This is a genomic window from Loigolactobacillus binensis (assembly GCF_005405165.1).
GTDB lineage: Bacteria > Bacillota > Bacilli > Lactobacillales > Lactobacillaceae > Loigolactobacillus > Loigolactobacillus binensis.
In genome coordinates this window covers 17,067-34,576 of sequence record NZ_BJDN01000028.1, presented here as the reverse complement: position 1 = coordinate 34,576, position 17,510 = coordinate 17,067, and the positions used below count along the sequence as shown (strand labels likewise).

6 protein-coding genes and 1 CRISPR repeat array are annotated in these 17,510 nt (G+C 39.8%); all 6 genes read right to left on the bottom strand.

Annotated features, from left to right (window positions below; genetic code table 11):
* Window positions 1–552: 552 nt before the first annotated feature.
* Window positions 553–2,001: an RNA/DNA-binding domain-containing protein gene (locus FFM78_RS11405; RefSeq protein WP_137638547.1), complete on the bottom strand. Its 1,449-nt coding sequence runs from the start codon at window positions 1,999–2,001 to the stop codon at window positions 553–555.
* Between the two features lie 36 nt (window positions 2,002–2,037).
* A complete protein-coding gene (gene pglZ / locus FFM78_RS11400) occupies window positions 2,038–4,560 on the bottom strand; it encodes a BREX-1 system phosphatase PglZ type A (RefSeq protein ID WP_137638546.1) in 2,523 nt (840 codons plus the stop codon).
* 112 nt (window positions 4,561–4,672) lie between these two features.
* Window positions 4,673–8,233 carry a BREX-1 system adenine-specific DNA-methyltransferase PglX gene (gene pglX / locus FFM78_RS11395; RefSeq protein WP_137638545.1) on the bottom strand — a complete coding sequence of 1,187 codons (3,561 nt, stop codon included), beginning with the start codon at window positions 8,231–8,233 and terminating at the stop codon, window positions 4,673–4,675.
* A gap of 141 nt (window positions 8,234–8,374) precedes the next feature.
* The gene (brxC, locus tag FFM78_RS11390; RefSeq protein ID WP_137638544.1) at window positions 8,375–11,989 is read right to left on the bottom strand and encodes a BREX system P-loop protein BrxC; all 3,615 of its coding nucleotides are present in this window, start codon (window positions 11,987–11,989) and stop codon (window positions 8,375–8,377) included.
* A 15-nt stretch (window positions 11,990–12,004) separates the two neighbouring features.
* The gene (locus tag FFM78_RS11385) at window positions 12,005–12,586 is read right to left on the bottom strand and encodes a DUF1788 domain-containing protein (RefSeq protein WP_137638543.1); all 582 of its coding nucleotides are present in this window, start codon (window positions 12,584–12,586) and stop codon (window positions 12,005–12,007) included.
* A gap of 6 nt (window positions 12,587–12,592) precedes the next feature.
* Window positions 12,593–13,177 (bottom strand): DUF1819 family protein, encoded by a 585-nt coding sequence (locus FFM78_RS11380; protein ID WP_137638542.1) that lies wholly within the window; start codon window positions 13,175–13,177, stop codon window positions 12,593–12,595.
* A 201-nt stretch (window positions 13,178–13,378) separates the two neighbouring features.
* Window positions 13,379–17,506: direct repeats of the CRISPR family, unit length 36 nt; unit sequence GCTATTGATTCCTTCAGTTTTCAGCTAAAATAGATC.
* Window positions 17,507–17,510: the final 4 nt, after the last annotated feature.

Genomic DNA, 17,510 nt, shown 5'->3' with positions numbered 1-17,510 from the left:
CATTGGCTAATTTAAAACTAAACAGCGCTACTGATTCGAACCAAAAAGTTTCGGATCAGTAGCGCTTCTTTTGATTACGGTCGTTTATTGGGTGCTTACGTTTAAACAGCTAATTAACAGAATTTAAAAATGATTGCAAAAGATAACCCCAACAGGATAAATCCTGCTGGGGTTAGAGCTTAACTGGCATCCTAGCCTAGTAGACTAGGATCCAATTACTATTGATTCCTTCAGTTTTCAGCTAAAAAACTGTATTCGTGAACGGAGCGACCGCTCTTGAATAAGTATATTTTAGCAAATATGGCATCTACTGGCAACCCTTACAGAGATAAAATTTCTATTTAGTAAATAAGCTTATTTATTAAATAGAAATTCAGTTAAAATAAGTCTTAGAGCAGTAAGGGTTGTAGGCTTATCTATACTTATTTACAGCTTATTTACTTATGTGTCAATTCATTCAAGTTAAGCCCTAGAGCGGCAAGGGTTACAAGCTTATTTACACTTATTCGCAGCTTATTTAACAAATATCAACCCATTACGATAATAACAAATTCATTTTACACTCAGCCTGTATTTCTGTTTTGGACTCCTTGGCTTGTCTGGAATAGTTAACTCAATTAACCCTTTATCCAGTAACGGCGTAATAACATGAGTTCTAAAAGTATTTCCATTCTTGATGTCACTCAACTTAAGAAGCTCTTTTGTCGGTAATGGTCCCTTGCTTAACGCAACTAATACTTCACGTTGTAAACTTGATAATTCATTACGATTACTTTTATGACTTACTAGATTACTTAAGCCATCAGTAGTAACTGGTATTTTAACTTTAAATTCTTCCTCGTTTTCAATGATTGGCAGACCACCAAACAAAATGGTTCCATAATTAAAAATCTTTTCCATCCCTGAACCAATTTCATCTATTAAACCCAAAATATGAAATACACTAGCAATATTAGGATTCTTAGGATAAGGGCGAATATCACCCAACTTAATTATCCCCGGATGAACAGGCTTATTAGCATTTTCAAAGGTAACTATATTAGATCTAATTTCAATTCTAGAAATATACGGATTAGAATATTCACGGTGTACTAATAAATTTACAATCACCTCACGAAATAAAACTTCTCTAAGATTAATACGTTTATCACCATCTAAATAAAATGGTTCATTGATGTGCTTAGCGATAAAACTCATCAATTGCGTATAGCTATCAATTAGATTTGTCTTTATCCGCAAACGATCATCGTATCGATCTATATCTTTTATACGTACTAAAACATCAATTGTAAAGTAAGGCACTATTGCTCTAATTAATTCATCTTTACCAAAAGTCAATATTCCTGCCAAAGTGCAACCAATATTTCCAGTTAAATAATCTTTGCGATACATTGATAGGCTCTTTAATACATCCAAATCAGATTTTCCAATTAACAGACGTTCACCATTACTATCAGTCATACTTTGTCTTACACGATCAATTAAATCAGTCCTAAATTCACTAATATCAACATGCTTATAAAGCGTATTTTCTGTATATTCTGACTGTTTTCGTGTATACATCCTTTGAACTAAGGTTGTATTATTAGTAACGTCAATATCGGCATCTTCGTTCCGATCGTAGATAATACGTTGATTTAAACGATGCACTTGTGAACTATTTGGAATGTAAACATGTAATATTGATTTACTATCTACTGTGTATTCATCAATATCTAAATATAATGGTGGATCTATTTTATTGCTTGATTGAATTGCCGTAACAAAATCTTTCTTCAATTGTTGAATTTTATCTGGCATAATCCCTAATATTGTGCCATCATCCTGAACTCCTAAATAAAGATTCCCACCATAATGATTTGAGAATGAACATACTGTTTCATATGCACTTTTGGGAATTGCACCTTCTCCATCTTTTCCTTGAGCATCTTTAAATTCAATCGTACTTTTTTCTTTACCGCTACGTATTTCTGCTAGTAGTGCAGAACTAATTTCATGCATCAGGCTAATCACCTCTTAGGGCCTTAAAATATCGTCTTACTTGATTTCTGGTAAATCCAGATTTATTGTCTGCCGTTGTATATCCGCTGAATCAGCGGCATTAACGATCACTAACGTCCCCTGTTGATACCGCGGTGCAATATCGCTAGCAATGGTCAACTTCCCGGATAAGAGCCGCTGTTGGATCGAATCGTTATGATAATCAGCGATCAATGTAATCTGATTGGAAATTATTTTACCGGCTGCGTCCTCTAAATACACTAAAACTCGCTTGCTACGCCGTAGATTGGAAACCGGCTGAATTTGAATAAATGAGAGGGTCAGCGTATAACTGCCAACGGTTGTCAATTCGGTTAACAAAACAACTTCAACTTGCTGCGGTGAGCGCGCATTACGTTCCGTTTTAATCGTTAATAATGGCACCATCATTTCTTGTAAAGTTGTACCGCCGTGAACGTATTTGCTACCACCGCCTTGGACTGCGTAGCGTAATAATTCTGCTGGCACGTGGACAACCAGATTGCCCGGCACCAATTCTGGTAACGCAAATGCATGGGTATTGCTGGCTACGTGCGTATCGGTATTAACCACAAAACGCCGCTTATGCACAATTCCGGCTGGCTGCGCTATTTTATCTAATTTAGTCAGCGCCTGCCGTGTATATAAGAAACCATGATCAGCGGTGATAAAAAAGTTGGTGGCACTGACATAACGGGCTAAAGTCCCCACTAATTCTTGCAACTGCTGTAAAACTAAATCGACTGCTGCAAACACTTCATCCTCTGACTTCGCATTATCTCCCCGTGCGTCGATCGTATCCAAATAAATATAATTAACGTCGGTTCCTTTGTACAACTGGCGTAATTGATCACGATTGGCGGCTAAAATTGACTTAGCAGTTTGTGCGGTCACTTTTAAATCAGGTAACTCCTGCGTCAAAATACGTTGTCGATTTTCAACACCGGCACTTAATTGCCCATCAACTTCAATGTTACCTTTTGTATTAAGCGCGATCTGTTGATGTGGCAACAACGCCGCCATCCCTAAATCAGTATATGACGGTATCGTGCCCTCCAGCGCCTCTAGTTGCGTATCAAACTGCTGATTACGATTCAGTTCATCTTGCAGTTGACTGGCGATTTCATAGCGCAATGCATCCACTACGATCACAAAAACGCGCCGCTTATCATTGACCAAATGAGTTACTTTTTTGCTATAGAACGCGGTGGTTGGGAGCGCCGAAGTCAACGGCAATTCAGCACCGATCAGGCTATCCCAGCGCTGAGCCAACGGTTGCAGATAGCCATCAGTATAAAAGTGTTCCACTTTTTGCTGCAGCGCCCGCAGCTCATCATTTGGTTCACTGATTTGATCGAAGGCACGATAAAATTTACGATAAACCTGATCAAGTTGCATCAATTGCTCCTGATACTGCTGCCACAGCGCCGGTACGGTCTTGGCATCGATCGTTAAACTATCCAAACTACGCAACAAACGAATCGCCTGAATCAGTGCCCGATAGCTAGCTTGAAAATGATCATTCCAAAAAACGGTTCGGCGCTTGATCAGCTGTAGCTCGTAATCATCATACAAAATACTACCCTCAGTTAGCTGCTGGGCCACCAAGGCAATCAACGCAACATCATAGGCGGCAAAAGTGTTACCCTGCGCTAGAAAATCAACTGACTCGCCGCGCGTAAAAGCATTGATTCGCAGTAGTTCACTCACTCGATTCGCAACTACCTCATATGTCGCCGTTAGATCACGCGCATTTTGCCACTGATCAATAAAGACGATCGTATTGTTGGCCGGCCGCAATAACATATTCTGCCAATTTTTTGGCACCTTATCGTTAAACTCAGCCGCGGTTTTGGTCGCAAATAACGCACAGGCCAAGTCAGCCAAACTAGGTTGCTCGGCTTGATAGTTGAACTCTTGACTAACTTGCTGCCAAAACCATTTCACACTGCCAAAACGTACTAGTCTCTGCCAAGCAGCCGCCTTTTCCTGCGCCCACTCGGCCAACAAATAAATCAAGCCATTAGCAAAACTGAACCGTTTACCGCCAACTAACACTAAAAAAATACCCAATGTTAATTTGTCCGGCGTGATTTTCGTTTCATTTTGTAAAAGTGCTACTAGACTTCTCTGCCGCTGCTTATTCTCAAAAAAGCTTCTATAAACTAAAAGCGTCCCGCGATAAGCGTCTTGATCCGCAACGTGTAATTCATCTAGCACTTGGCTTAAACGATCCACGTGAAACTCTGGCTGTGAGTACAAATAAATATCGTGTAACGGATCACTTTGCGGTTCTGGCCGGTTCATCGGCAGATAAAGCAAAAAATTCTGTGTTGGTTGTTGTACCTCAAGTTGATACTTGATCGCAAAATAATTATTTGGCGTCACCGTTAAAGTCACCACATTATTTAGTTGGTAAGCCGCCAGTTCTTGGGCATAATCCTGATTTTCATCATACCAAAAAATAATTCGCCGCTGCTGATAGTCGGGTAGTGGCGCATCAAATCGTTGTTGTAATAACGTTTGCGTATCGGTTGCCATTTTCTCACCTGCTTTACTCTAGTTATGTTTGGAAAATGCGATTAGATTGGCCAAAACGTGTTTGCTGAAGCAGCTTATTCCGTCTAGCTAATCGCTTCAGCAAACACTTTAATTACATTTTTACTTTCGTCAAAATATTTAATCGTTGCGTTTTCGTGCCGTCTTCGCTGGGTACTTCAATATTCTGAAATTTAGCGTAATTGATCTTTACGCCATCATCCAGATCTAAAACTAATTCGCGGTTAGCCATGTACTGTACCACCGTTTCGTACTGGCGTAATTCAGTTAATTGGCGCTGATAATTGGCACGCTGCTTTTCCGCCGCCGCTTTAGCCCGCGTGGAGTCGACTTCAGTATTCGTCAACGTCAATAAACGATCAATCGTCCGCATTAACGGCAATAAATACGCCGTCCGAATCTGCGCCAATAATGTCGGCGTGTACCGATGCAGATAAATTAACGCTTTAAAACCATTTTGCTTACCACTGGAAAGCTCCCAATAAATTGGCCGCTTCTGATAAATTTTTAAATGATCCTTGTAAAAATCCTTCAAGAAATAATGGCGTAATGCTTCCTCGGGATCTTGCGCATTATCGGGATACAGGCTGTTAGCAATAAACGCCAGGTTCGCCATTAAGTGCGCTTTACCAAAGATCAGCGTCAACAATTGCTTGATCCGCGTCACAATATCATCTTCATAGTAGCCCTTAGCGAAACCGATCGGAATCACATTGTCTGGATCAGGCTGGAATTGGCGATAACGCGTGCGCTCAAACGTGCCGCCAGCATAAATCAATCCTGGCTCATCCAAGCTATAGCGACCAAAAATCACGCCAACCAAATAAGACAGAAAACTACGCACATCTCGCCCCTGATCAGCCTGCCGCACGGTCACTTCTTTATCCGTTTCCTCAGGTAATAATTCGTCCTGCAAGCCGTAGATATCGATGAATTGGCGATTGAGTTCTTCTTCATTTGTCTTTAACTGTGCAAAGCGTTGCGCCGCGACCGTTTGCCAATTGGCAAAAGCATCGGCCAGTAAGTTGCTGGCGGTGCGGTATTGCAGCAAGGGATGCTGTTGGAAATCCCATGAGGTTTCGAAGGCATCCCAATCGGATTTGGAGAGAGCGATGTTTTGTTGGACTAGGTTAGTGATTTCTGGCACTTCGCCGATCATTTTATATGGCATTCTGCCAACTGGTCCTTCATGAAAATCTAATGTTGGTGCTAACGATTGCAAGAATACTATGGACAGCTTACTATTAATAAAACCAAAAATAGAATAAAACTCTGTTTTTGTTTTTGGAAAGAGCGTTGATCCCTTATCTCCAATAATTCCATATTGTTGAAATCTAAAAGATATTTGACTAGACGAAACCGTTGACCAAGAGAAACCTGCTTTAAAATAATAATTAGGATTACGTATTACTGATTTTTGGAAGGCCAATAATTCGGCACCATCGTTTTCCCAATTTACTACATAATCATTGTTGCCATACCATTTTCGATAACTACCACCTTTTGTCGTAGCAAACCATTTATTACCACTATCTTTTGCCTCGTTATGACTTCTTGTACGAAATCCCGTTTTATCATTTACAACTTCATACCACAACCGTAAAAATCGAGCATTATCACTGGTCTGTAGCCCAGCACGTGGTTCCGCAATCTCCCCTAATTTAGGATTATCTCTAAAGATTGCTCGTACCTGTTCACTCGCCCAATAAGCAATCGGCGCTCCCGGAATATCTTCAAATGAATGTACATCCCGCACATACCGATAATCTACTGTCGTATCAGCAGCCGCTTCGGCTACCTTAATTGGTTGAGCTGCTGCGCCTTTAAATGATTCCAATCGTAAGAAAACGCCTTGTGTGTTCACCTGTTGCCGTTGCAAAACAAAGGTACAAATCGGCACCGTTGCGTCCTCAAATGCTGAGTATTCCAATTGAACCAAGCTACCAATCGTCCCGTTATTGATGATAAAACGCCGTAATTTTTCGTGCGACGAAATAAACATCCACGTGTAAGGGCTCATTAAGGCAGCGTACCCATTCTGTTTAGTCATTAGAAACGTTTCTTTAATAAAGGCCGAGTACAGGTCGGATTTAACATCTTTATAGTTCTGTTGCATGAACTGCTTCAGCGTTGGATTATATTTATTATGGTATGGCGGATTCGTGACAACTACATCGTAATGCTGCGTCAACAGCCAAGCACACTGAAATAACGGCAGCAAACGCTCACGTAGCTCCGTAACTTGTGCTTGCTGATATAAATCGGCCTGATCTGGTTGCAATTCACTAATCCTCTGAGTGAAAGCCTGCCAGTCAACAGTTTCTGGTTGTAATAGCGAACCGAACTGTTTGGCATCTGTAAACTGTTGTTCCAATACGCGAATCTGTTCAATTTCAGTAGAATCAAAAACTGATTGTAGCGCTTCAATTGTAGTTGGTTGTAAGGAATCTTGAAATTCAAAAATGCTAAAGACAACGGGTTGTTGGGCCCGTAATAATCGTGGTGTTTTAGCCAACATCTCCATTAACAAAACAATCTGCGTAATTTGGATCGACCGTTTATCAATATCTAAGCCAAATAAGTTATTTTCGATAATCGTGCGTGGAATTTCCCGCGGTAAATAGCCTTGTTGCAAATACATTTCATAAAGCATACGAAAAGCTTCGATCAGAATATGGCCCGAGCCGCATGCAGGATCGATTATTTTAATATCCTCTAATTGCTTAATATCATTTGGTAAAACCAAATCACCAGCATGACCTAAATAATATTGCCACGTACCAACCAAATTCGTTTCCTTATGTAATCTTAAATATAAATTACCTAATGAGTTTTGCAGCATATATTGAACAATCCACTTTGGTGTAAATAATTGCGTTACGACTGGTAGTTCATGCTTAGAAACACTATGATTTTTTAAACCGCCAACTTTTGATTTCTCTTCAATATTGTAATATTCAAATAGCCAACCAATAATTTCCGTATTATCCCAATCTTCATCGGGAATTTCACTTTCCAATAAATCGGCAATGATCCCCTGTGGTTGTAGTAAATTTTCTGGTAACAACAGTGATTCGGCACCCTGCACTGGATAAAAAACACTCGGCAATATTTGGCTTAATTGCTGGATCTGCTGTTTCAGTAAATATTGATATAAATAAATATCTTTCTCTGATCGTGTTAAAGCCGCATCATCATTAATCGAATCCAAAATTGTTGTATTTAAGGCTAAATCATCCACCAAGTCGTAGATATTTGACAATGCATCAGGCTCTTTTTTACCAGTCGTTTCTGAAGATAAAATACGCATTTTAATCGGTAAATAATCATGCAATTCCATGTAACGTAAAGCTACCAACCAGTTAAACCAGGTAAACGCGACTTCCTCGAATAATTGGGCTAAAGCCTCTGCCAAAGTTGAATCATGCTGAAAAGCTTGTATTTTAGCTAAAAGGTGGCGAAACTCATTTTCCTCAATAGCACTAAGTTGAACCCTTTTATCGCCCAAAACTAACAAGCTCCCGCCAGCATGGTGTTCAATTACTGGCAGTTGTTGCTCGTTTAATAAGTAATGATTACGCGCATACGCCTGAATACTATTCAATAAATGTTGTTTAGCATTCACCGCAAACTTCTTCAACGCCGCTTTATCCATTTTAATTACCCCTAAATATACGAAATTTCGTAATAAACTCACTCTCTAGTTTAGAGGAAACACCGCTAAATGTCACCAACTCACCAAAATAAAAAGCGCCACTATACTCAGCTTCTGAGTATAGCAACACTTCATTTGCAGCTACATAATTCTCAATTCGTCCACGCCTTTTAATTCTTGTTGTAAGTGTTGACGCACCTTGGCTAAATAAGTATCCAGTTCAGCTTCGTTGTGGATCACAACCTGTTGTTTAGGTAGGATTGCATTACGTGCCAAAATCTTTGCTTTAGGTGCCACCTGAGGTTCCGGCGGTGTCTCAGCAATTTGGGCCGCTCCATCACTTGAGGTACTATCAGCTGTCGGTTTAGGTGGTAAGGGCTGTATCACTCTAGCAGTGATTTCCTGCTGTGTCTTATTAATCAAAGTAATAAAACGGCCTTTAGTGATATCCTTATCCGCCATCACGCCACGAACATCAGCGATCGTACCTGCGTTATCTAATTGCCGATTCAAATCGCGATATTGCTGCTCAATTTGCGGCTGAATTTTTTGGCACAATTCAGCGTTAGTTAGCGTCGCCGCCATATTAGCCTGATCATTAGCCAGCTCTTGTTTAATTGGCGCTGCCGCCATTTCAATTTCCGCAAATATGGCTTCCTTGTAAGTTTTAACCAATTCAGGTAATTCTTTGATCAGGCCATACGGTTCCGTAAAGCCTAAAATCTCCGCGATCCGTTGGCCAGACTGTTTAGCCGCCATAGTAGTCAGATAATCACGATCACGCTGGTACTTCGTATTAACGATTAATGCCGCGTTGAAAATATCGACTTGATTAGCGAAGAACTGTTTAACCAGTTCATTATCATCGTTCAGCTCCAACAATTCATCTTGTTGTTTAAAAACACGTTCAAAAAACTGATTAGCGTCGCGTTGGTCAATTAAGCGTTTGAGGATCTGTAATTCGGCGATAATATTCTGCTCGCCTGGATACTGATTGTGTCCAGCGTACTGGCGTTGTAAATTATCTAACTCGGTTGCTGTATGGTGCAACTGATCTTGTAGCTCAGCCATCCGCTCGTCATCTTTAACCTGCGTGAGCGTCTTATTATACATTTCCTTCATTAACTCATTAGCTGCCTTGACATAACGCTCTTGAATCAAAATACGGCGCTCGATCACAATTTTTTCCTGTTCGCGTGGTCGTGTCATTAAACTAATAAAATGCGGTAAGTTATCCTCGGGAATCAGGCGTTCGGTTTGCACCCGCAACTGAATTTTTTCATCATTCAGTAGACGAATCAAACTAGCCAAAATCGTTGTTTCCTGCCAACCAAACGGAATTATTGTAAAACTTTCAACTAGTTCACGCAAAGAAACGCGAATGTGCCGTGCCGCACGCTGTTCAATATCATTGAAAATTGCTTCGGTGGCGAGATGATTAGGATCAGTGGCTTGGGCCGATAATAAATCACCCTGCGTTGAAAACAGAGCGGCCAAATCTTCACGATCATAATTGTGCGTCACATAAGTAATCTTGTTATACGTCACTTCGATTAATTGTTTCAAAGCAAGATTGATTAACGAACCCCCGCTAGCTTTGACCATTGCCCCATTAATAAAGACTTTAGCATCGGCCAAAGCAGCCTCAACTTGGGTTTTAATATCGACTGATAGGGCAGTTCGTTCGCGGCTTTTATGATTTAATATATCAGCATAGATATCAGTTTGATTATGATTAGGTTCGCGCAAGTATTGGTCGATCCGTTTGAAATTCATGATATCGTCCATATAAGTGCCTTGCTCTGGCAGCATAACGATCACTTTTCCTGCTTCCAGCGATTGTGCAGCCGCCATTTCATCACCGGCCACTTCTAAATTATTCGGACTAATAATTTGTAGCGTTAAGGCTGAGCGTACCGTTTTAATTGGCACACTATCGATCCACTGATTGAGTTCAAAGTTATAGTTCAACCCGGGCTGCTTAGCAAAAGGCTGATAGCGATACTGCTTAAGCTGTAAGATATCAGTGAAAATCGTTTCACCAAGATATTTGACCACGTCATTATTTGAAACAATCACATTTTGAATCTCGCGATTGATATCCTGCTCATCATTAGTTAAGAAGACATATTCACTACCACGCCGTTGAATCAAAAATTCCTTTTCTAAACGGGTGACACTTTTCTGAATTGCTTCTTTTAACGTCAGCGTTTCTTCATCAATATGATCAATCAGCAATGTCGTCAAATTATCGATATTTGCTGGAATTTCTTTGACGTAGCGGATTAGAAATAATAGCTTCAACACTTTTATGTCAAATGGTGTCAGCTTAGAATTATTCTCTGCTTGAATAATTGGTAACCGGACAGAATGTTCTAGCACATCTTCAATATTTTTGTAGAAAACATCAAATGGCACCAATATATCAGTTTGCGCCTGTTCATAGCCAATTGCCGCTGATTGAACCGCCGACAGTAAATTACGCTCACCATTGGCCAGATGTTTCCCGGCCGAGCCATGTTCACGAATGCCTGTAAAAACCTTCTGCAACAGATTAAACTGATACGGAATGAATGGATAAGTGGCCACAAACTCCGCCTGATCGGTAAAGCTCTGCATTTGTGCTGTATCGTTGGTAAAGGTGATTTTATTTTTTAAAATTGCCTCATTAGTAGCGTAAAGTGGCTCTAATTCAGTTACTGCGGCCGCCGTTTTAGTTAATAAACGTTTTTTGATCACTTCATCAGCATTGGCCGAACTTAGTGGTAAGCGTGTATTAAACCGACCTTGGATTTTCGAAAAGTCGTTCGATGACATGCCACCCTTTTTTAATGAGTCAATATCTTGCTGGCTGGTCACCACCACCCAGACTTGCCCATGACAATATTGCGCCAGGTCTTCGACTACCATCTGTAGGTCAAGCATTAATTGCCCATTTTCAGAGATATATTGACCCATTTCATCCGCCATAAAGACCAAATGATAATTGGCCGGTTGCTGGGCAATATATTTCTGTACCCGCTTAGCGAATGATTCATCACTAATAGAATAGCCAGATTCACCGGCTTCCATAAAATGGCGCGCACTTTCTTCGCTCATATCAGTAGTTTCAGCCAATGCCGCAATTGCTGCATCCTCGTTGTAAAAGATTTCATCGCGGCCTTCTTCCCAACTCAGGCCGTCAGCTTGTGTCGCAAAAGCCTGCTTAAAGGCCACATATTGCCCTTTATTAGCTAAAGTTTCTTCCATTTCTGCGATCCACGCATTGGCGCCAGAAAAGCCACGCATTTCGTTGAATACTTTGTTGAACACCTTAACCACAGCGGATTTCTGCTGCATACTATCCGCTTCAGACTTCGATTCAATATTAAATAACGCCACATCGTTAGGTACCGTCAACGCTTTTTGCATTTGTGCCAACAGTTTAGGATTATGCGTCAACTTATCAGTAAAGAAATCCAATGGGCGCTTAGATTCAACCTGCAGATCTTGCCGTAATAAATAACTGAGAATCTTTAAAAAATGTGACTTCCCAGAACCAAAAAAGCCAGAGATCCACACCCCGATCTGGTCGGTTGATTGCGCCAATGAATGATCATAAGCCGCAAAAAAGGTCGCCAAGTGTTGCTCAATTTCATCAGTAATGACGTACTCGTCTAACTCTTGAAAAGTATGGTCAGCATTACCCTGCCCAATCTTAATAACGCCTTCAATTTCCCGTTCAATTGGCTTTTTAAACAACTGTTTAATTTCCATTGATAGAATTTCCTCCTAATCCCCAACAATCCGAAACGCCCGATAGTAATGATCATCACTTAACTGATTAAATAACTTTAATTTATTATACGAATATGTGCCTGGATAAAACAGGACCAACGGCATCTGCGTGATCAGCGGCTGCAAACTATTTAACAAATTATGTGAGCGCACAATTGGATAGGCCTTGCCAACACCAGTTAAAAAAATAATCGCATTAGGATCATAATGTGTGGCAATATAACTAACCAGCTCATCCCGATTAGTTGCTAACTTAAGCGCCTTTTGCATTCGTTCAAACAAAATAGCACTTCCACGCTTAGCTTCCATTTGAAAATTTTTCTCCATATAACCACGAGCTTCAAAAAAGTTGAGTACGATCGTAAATAAATCAAAGTTTTGTACCTTCACTTGTAATTGCTTTTCAGTGTATTGTTGAATCTCTGGTACCCGCGCATGCACCAAAAGTTCATCTTGTGGCGCGTAATCAAAAATATAAAAACCCACTTCATTACCTAAACCAGTATTATGTATGAACTGCTCAGTCAACAATTTATCCTGCAACGCGTTTAACCGCTGCGCCGTAGTTTGCACCATTAAGTCTTACACCCGACTTCCTATTAAAACTTCATAAAGCGCCCGCTCACCATGTTGCTGCAAATACCGTGCCACATCTGGCGCTAACATACCCTTAACTAGTTGCCCATCACGCAATAAATCGCAATCACGTAGCACCTGTAAATAAGCCGTAGCTAAGCGACTTTGTGTGGCAGCAGTCCAGTGCGCGACTTGCTCACTTTGCGTCGATTTTTCAGCTAAAAATTTCAGCCCATCTTGCTTGGTTAGACCTGCTTCCATACCAATAATTTTTGGCAGATAAACCTGACGCATAAATTCCTGAAATAGCCGATCACTAGCCAGCAGGGCGTATAATAAAATTAAGTTGCTGGTTTCACGATCAGCGGCCAAAAATTGGTACAACAAATAATCGTCTAGTATTTCAAGACGCTTTAAAATAACATTAACGGCCGCTAATCGACGTGCACGCGAAGGCAGTTGCAGAAAATTCTGCTCACTGGCCGCCGAACGTACTTCGTCTGGTGACTGACCATTTTGTAGCCGCTGCGCCACTTTTTTTGTTTCTATGTACATGAATGGACGTGTGCTTAGCGTTGTTTGGTAGGACATGATTGTTCAGCTCCAAAATACAGTAAATAATAAAAGTATGGGTTAATCAAATACTGAACCAACGGTCATTGTTCATCTTAGTTTCAGATGAAATAAAACATATAATAATCTGTTGAACGCCTGATTAGTACCACCAGATTTGATTCCCTTAGGCTTCAGCTAAAATAGATCAAAAATCGCCCAGTATCCGGTGCAACGTAGGCTATTGATTCCTTCAGTTTTCAACCAAAATGAATCAATACAATTATAGCATGCATGGGTTCAATTGCTATTGATTCCTTCAGTTTTCAGCTAAAATAGATCGAGCTTTTAAATCGGTTAAAGCGGCCAAGGGCTATTGATTCCTTCAGTTTTCAGCTAAAATAGATCACCGCCGGCAAACTGTACTGATGTTACTTTGCTATTGATTCCTTCAGTTTTCAGCTAAAATAGATCTAAAGTTGCAGATTAAAAAGCGGCGAGATAGCTATTGATTCCTTCAGTTTTCAGCTAAAATAGATCCAAGGTTTGGCAATTAAAGATCAATCGCTAGCTATTGATTCCTTCAGTTTTCAGCTAAAATAGATCGTGACTTGATGCAGCATAAAGCGATCACGTGCTATTGATTCCTTCAGTTTTCAGCTAAAATAGATCTCTGTTTCATTGGTTTCAGCCCAATCTGCTGCTATTGATTCCTTCAGTTTTCAGCTAAAATAGATCACCGCCGGCAAACTGTACTGATGTTACTTTGCTATTGATTCCTTCAGTTTTCAGCTAAAATAGATCTAAAGTTGCAGATTAAAAAGCGGCGAGATAGCTATTGATTCCTTCAGTTTTCAGCTAAAATAGATCGTGACCTAGTCAGCAATCTGACTGGCCAACGCTATTGATTCCTTCAGTTTTCAGCTAAAATAGATCCAAGGTTTGGCAATTAAAGATCAATCGCTAGCTATTGATTCCTTCAGTTTTCAGCTAAAATAGATCTGCGCCGGTGCAATTGTTGCTTGTTGTTTTGCTATTGATTCCTTCAGTTTTCAGCTAAAATAGATCCTACCGTACCACAATAAGTGTCCATGGCACGCTATTGATTCCTTCAGTTTTCAGCTAAAATAGATCCGAAGAATGGCTGTCCTTTAGTCTAAATGGGCTATTGATTCCTTCAGTTTTCAGCTAAAATAGATCTTTGCTTGATAATAATTTCGAGCACCTAAAGCTATTGATTCCTTCAGTTTTCAGCTAAAATAGATCAATAACGCTGCCCTAGTCTTTGATTTTAAAGCTATTGATTCCTTCAGTTTTCAGCTAAAATAGATCGTAATAGTATCGACTTTACGGCTGCAGCAAGCTATTGATTCCTTCAGTTTTCAGCTAAAATAGATCGTGACCTAGTCAGCAATCTGACTGGCCAACGCTATTGATTCCTTCAGTTTTCAGCTAAAATAGATCCAATATTTTAACAGAAGCGGCGGGTTTAAAGCTATTGATTCCTTCAGTTTTCAGCTAAAATAGATCACCGCCGGCAAACTGTACTGATGTTACTTTGCTATTGATTCCTTCAGTTTTCAGCTAAAATAGATCTGGGCGAAAGCGTCAGTCTTAACGTTGTACGCTATTGATTCCTTCAGTTTTCAGCTAAAATAGATCGTAGGTATCTTAATGGCTTCCCAATTAAACGCTATTGATTCCTTCAGTTTTCAGCTAAAATAGATCTCTATGAATGGTTGTTCTTCACGAATCGTAGCTATTGATTCCTTCAGTTTTCAGCTAAAATAGATCTAACCGGAAATACACTTTCACCTTAGCTGAGCTATTGATTCCTTCAGTTTTCAGCTAAAATAGATCCTGGCTGCTGAGATCCTCAATCTTGAAATCGCTATTGATTCCTTCAGTTTTCAGCTAAAATAGATCCATCGTTTCATATTCTTGAATAGCGCTAATGCTATTGATTCCTTCAGTTTTCAGCTAAAATAGATCTTCAACAAGGAAAAATAAGGGGGGCTTTACGCTATTGATTCCTTCAGTTTTCAGCTAAAATAGATCTATAGTAGGTTTCAGTTTCCTAAAGGAAAAGCTATTGATTCCTTCAGTTTTCAGCTAAAATAGATCGAAGCTTTAGTCACCAAATGAATACTGCCAGCTATTGATTCCTTCAGTTTTCAGCTAAAATAGATCTTCAAAGCTACTAGCACAATGTCAATTAAGGCTATTGATTCCTTCAGTTTTCAGCTAAAATAGATCTTCAAAGCTACTAGCACAATGTCAATTAAGGCTATTGATTCCTTCAGTTTTCAGCTAAAATAGATCTTCAACAAGGAAAAATAAGGGGGGCTTTACGCTATTGATTCCTTCAGTTTTCAGCTAAAATAGATCTAATGACGGTTGATGATGTTATTGCTGACTGCTATTGATTCCTTCAGTTTTCAGCTAAAATAGATCCTATCTAAATTAACTGATTGTGCCCGCTGGGCTATTGATTCCTTCAGTTTTCAGCTAAAATAGATCTATCGATACGGTTATTTTCGATCCGACTGAGCTATTGATTCCTTCAGTTTTCAGCTAAAATAGATCGTTTCGCCGGCTTGCACTACATAATTATCAGCTATTGATTCCTTCAGTTTTCAGCTAAAATAGATCAAAGACTTTGGCGCCCTTAGCAAACTGTCAGCTATTGATTCCTTCAGTTTTCAGCTAAAATAGATCTATTGTGTCTGGTAATTGTGACTTACGCTCGCTATTGATTCCTTCAGTTTTCAGCTAAAATAGATCTCGTTAAAGTCAATTCAGAATCAATTCAAGGCTATTGATTCCTTCAGTTTTCAGCTAAAATAGATCTACAAACCGAATCTGGTGGCAATGAAAAGGGCTATTGATTCCTTCAGTTTTCAGCTAAAATAGATCTTAATTCAGCAAAATGAATTGCTATATAACGCTATTGATTCCTTCAGTTTTCAGCTAAAATAGATCTTGTGTGAAAGATTATAAAGCGCCATTAGCGCTATTGATTCCTTCAGTTTTCAGCTAAAATAGATCCGATTGCCGGTGCGCGATGATGAGTTTGACGCTATTGATTCCTTCAGTTTTCAGCTAAAATAGATCTTAAAGCTGATTCAGGTTATCATTTTGATAGCTATTGATTCCTTCAGTTTTCAGCTAAAATAGATCCGATATTGATTACAAGGACGACAATTTTGTGCTATTGATTCCTTCAGTTTTCAGCTAAAATAGATCCTGCAGCAAATGTGGCACTAGCACTGGGACGCTATTGATTCCTTCAGTTTTCAGCTAAAATAGATCTTATTACTGGCAAATAAAACTAAGTTTGGAGCTATTGATTCCTTCAGTTTTCAGCTAAAATAGATCTGGCCAGTTGGGCTGGTTATCGTTTTGCTGGCTATTGATTCCTTCAGTTTTCAGCTAAAATAGATCACGGGTAAGCATTTCACAACTAAAGCGGCGGCTATTGATTCCTTCAGTTTTCAGCTAAAATAGATCGCTAGTGTGATCAAGGATGTCATGAACAAAGCTATTGATTCCTTCAGTTTTCAGCTAAAATAGATCTGCAACTGATCCTTGTAGTTCTGTTTTCATGCTATTGATTCCTTCAGTTTTCAGCTAAAATAGATCTTGCGCCCTCCAAATAGGTATCATGGATCGGCTATTGATTCCTTCAGTTTTCAGCTAAAATAGATCGCACACGTTAAATGTAACTCGTCATTTTGAGCTATTGATTCCTTCAGTTTTCAGCTAAAATAGATCCGCGCACTCTCTAAATAATCATCTACCATGGCTATTGATTCCTTCAGTTTTCAGCTAAAATAGATCTTTGACGGGGTTCGATACCCCGACTTGTTGGCTATTGATTCCTTCAGTTTTCAGCTAAAATAGATCTTTGTCGGTGTGGTACCATCTTTTGCCTTGGCTATTGATTCCTTCAGTTTTCAGCTAAAATAGATCCGCACCTAAAATGTTGGACACCTAAAATCTGCTATTGATTCCTTCAGTTTTCAGCTAAAATAGATCAATATTCCTGATAAGCCGCATCCTGTGCTGGCTATTGATTCCTTCAGTTTTCAGCTAAAATAGATCCATCTGCCACACCAACTGCCACAGCAAGTGGCTATTGATTCCTTCAGTTTTCAGCTAAAATAGATCCGGTAAGGTGACCACCACCACAACCACGCAGCTATTGATTCCTTCAGTTTTCAGCTAAAATAGATCTTGTGTGAAAGATTATAAAGCGCCATTAGCGCTATTGATTCCTTCAGTTTTCAGCTAAAATAGATCCGATTGCCGGTGCGCGATGATGAGTTTGACGCTATTGATTCCTTCAGTTTTCAGCTAAAATAGATCGACT

What these genes read in the sequence shown, in the direction of transcription:
- brxC (WP_137638544.1), bottom strand. Translation starts at nt 11,989, where the DNA reads ATGGAAATTAAACAGTTGTTTAAAAAGCCAATTGAACGGGAAATTGAA.
- pglX (WP_137638545.1), bottom strand. Translation starts at nt 8,233, where the DNA reads ATGGATAAAGCGGCGTTGAAGAAGTTTGCGGTGAATGCTAAACAACAT.
- pglZ (WP_137638546.1), bottom strand. Translation starts at nt 4,560, where the DNA reads ATGGCAACCGATACGCAAACGTTATTACAACAACGATTTGATGCGCCA.
- FFM78_RS11385 (WP_137638543.1), bottom strand. Translation starts at nt 12,586, where the DNA reads ATGGTGCAAACTACGGCGCAGCGGTTAAACGCGTTGCAGGATAAATTG.
- FFM78_RS11380 (WP_137638542.1), bottom strand. Translation starts at nt 13,177, where the DNA reads ATGTCCTACCAAACAACGCTAAGCACACGTCCATTCATGTACATAGAA.
- FFM78_RS11405 (WP_137638547.1), bottom strand. Translation starts at nt 2,001, where the DNA reads ATGCATGAAATTAGTTCTGCACTACTAGCAGAAATACGTAGCGGTAAA.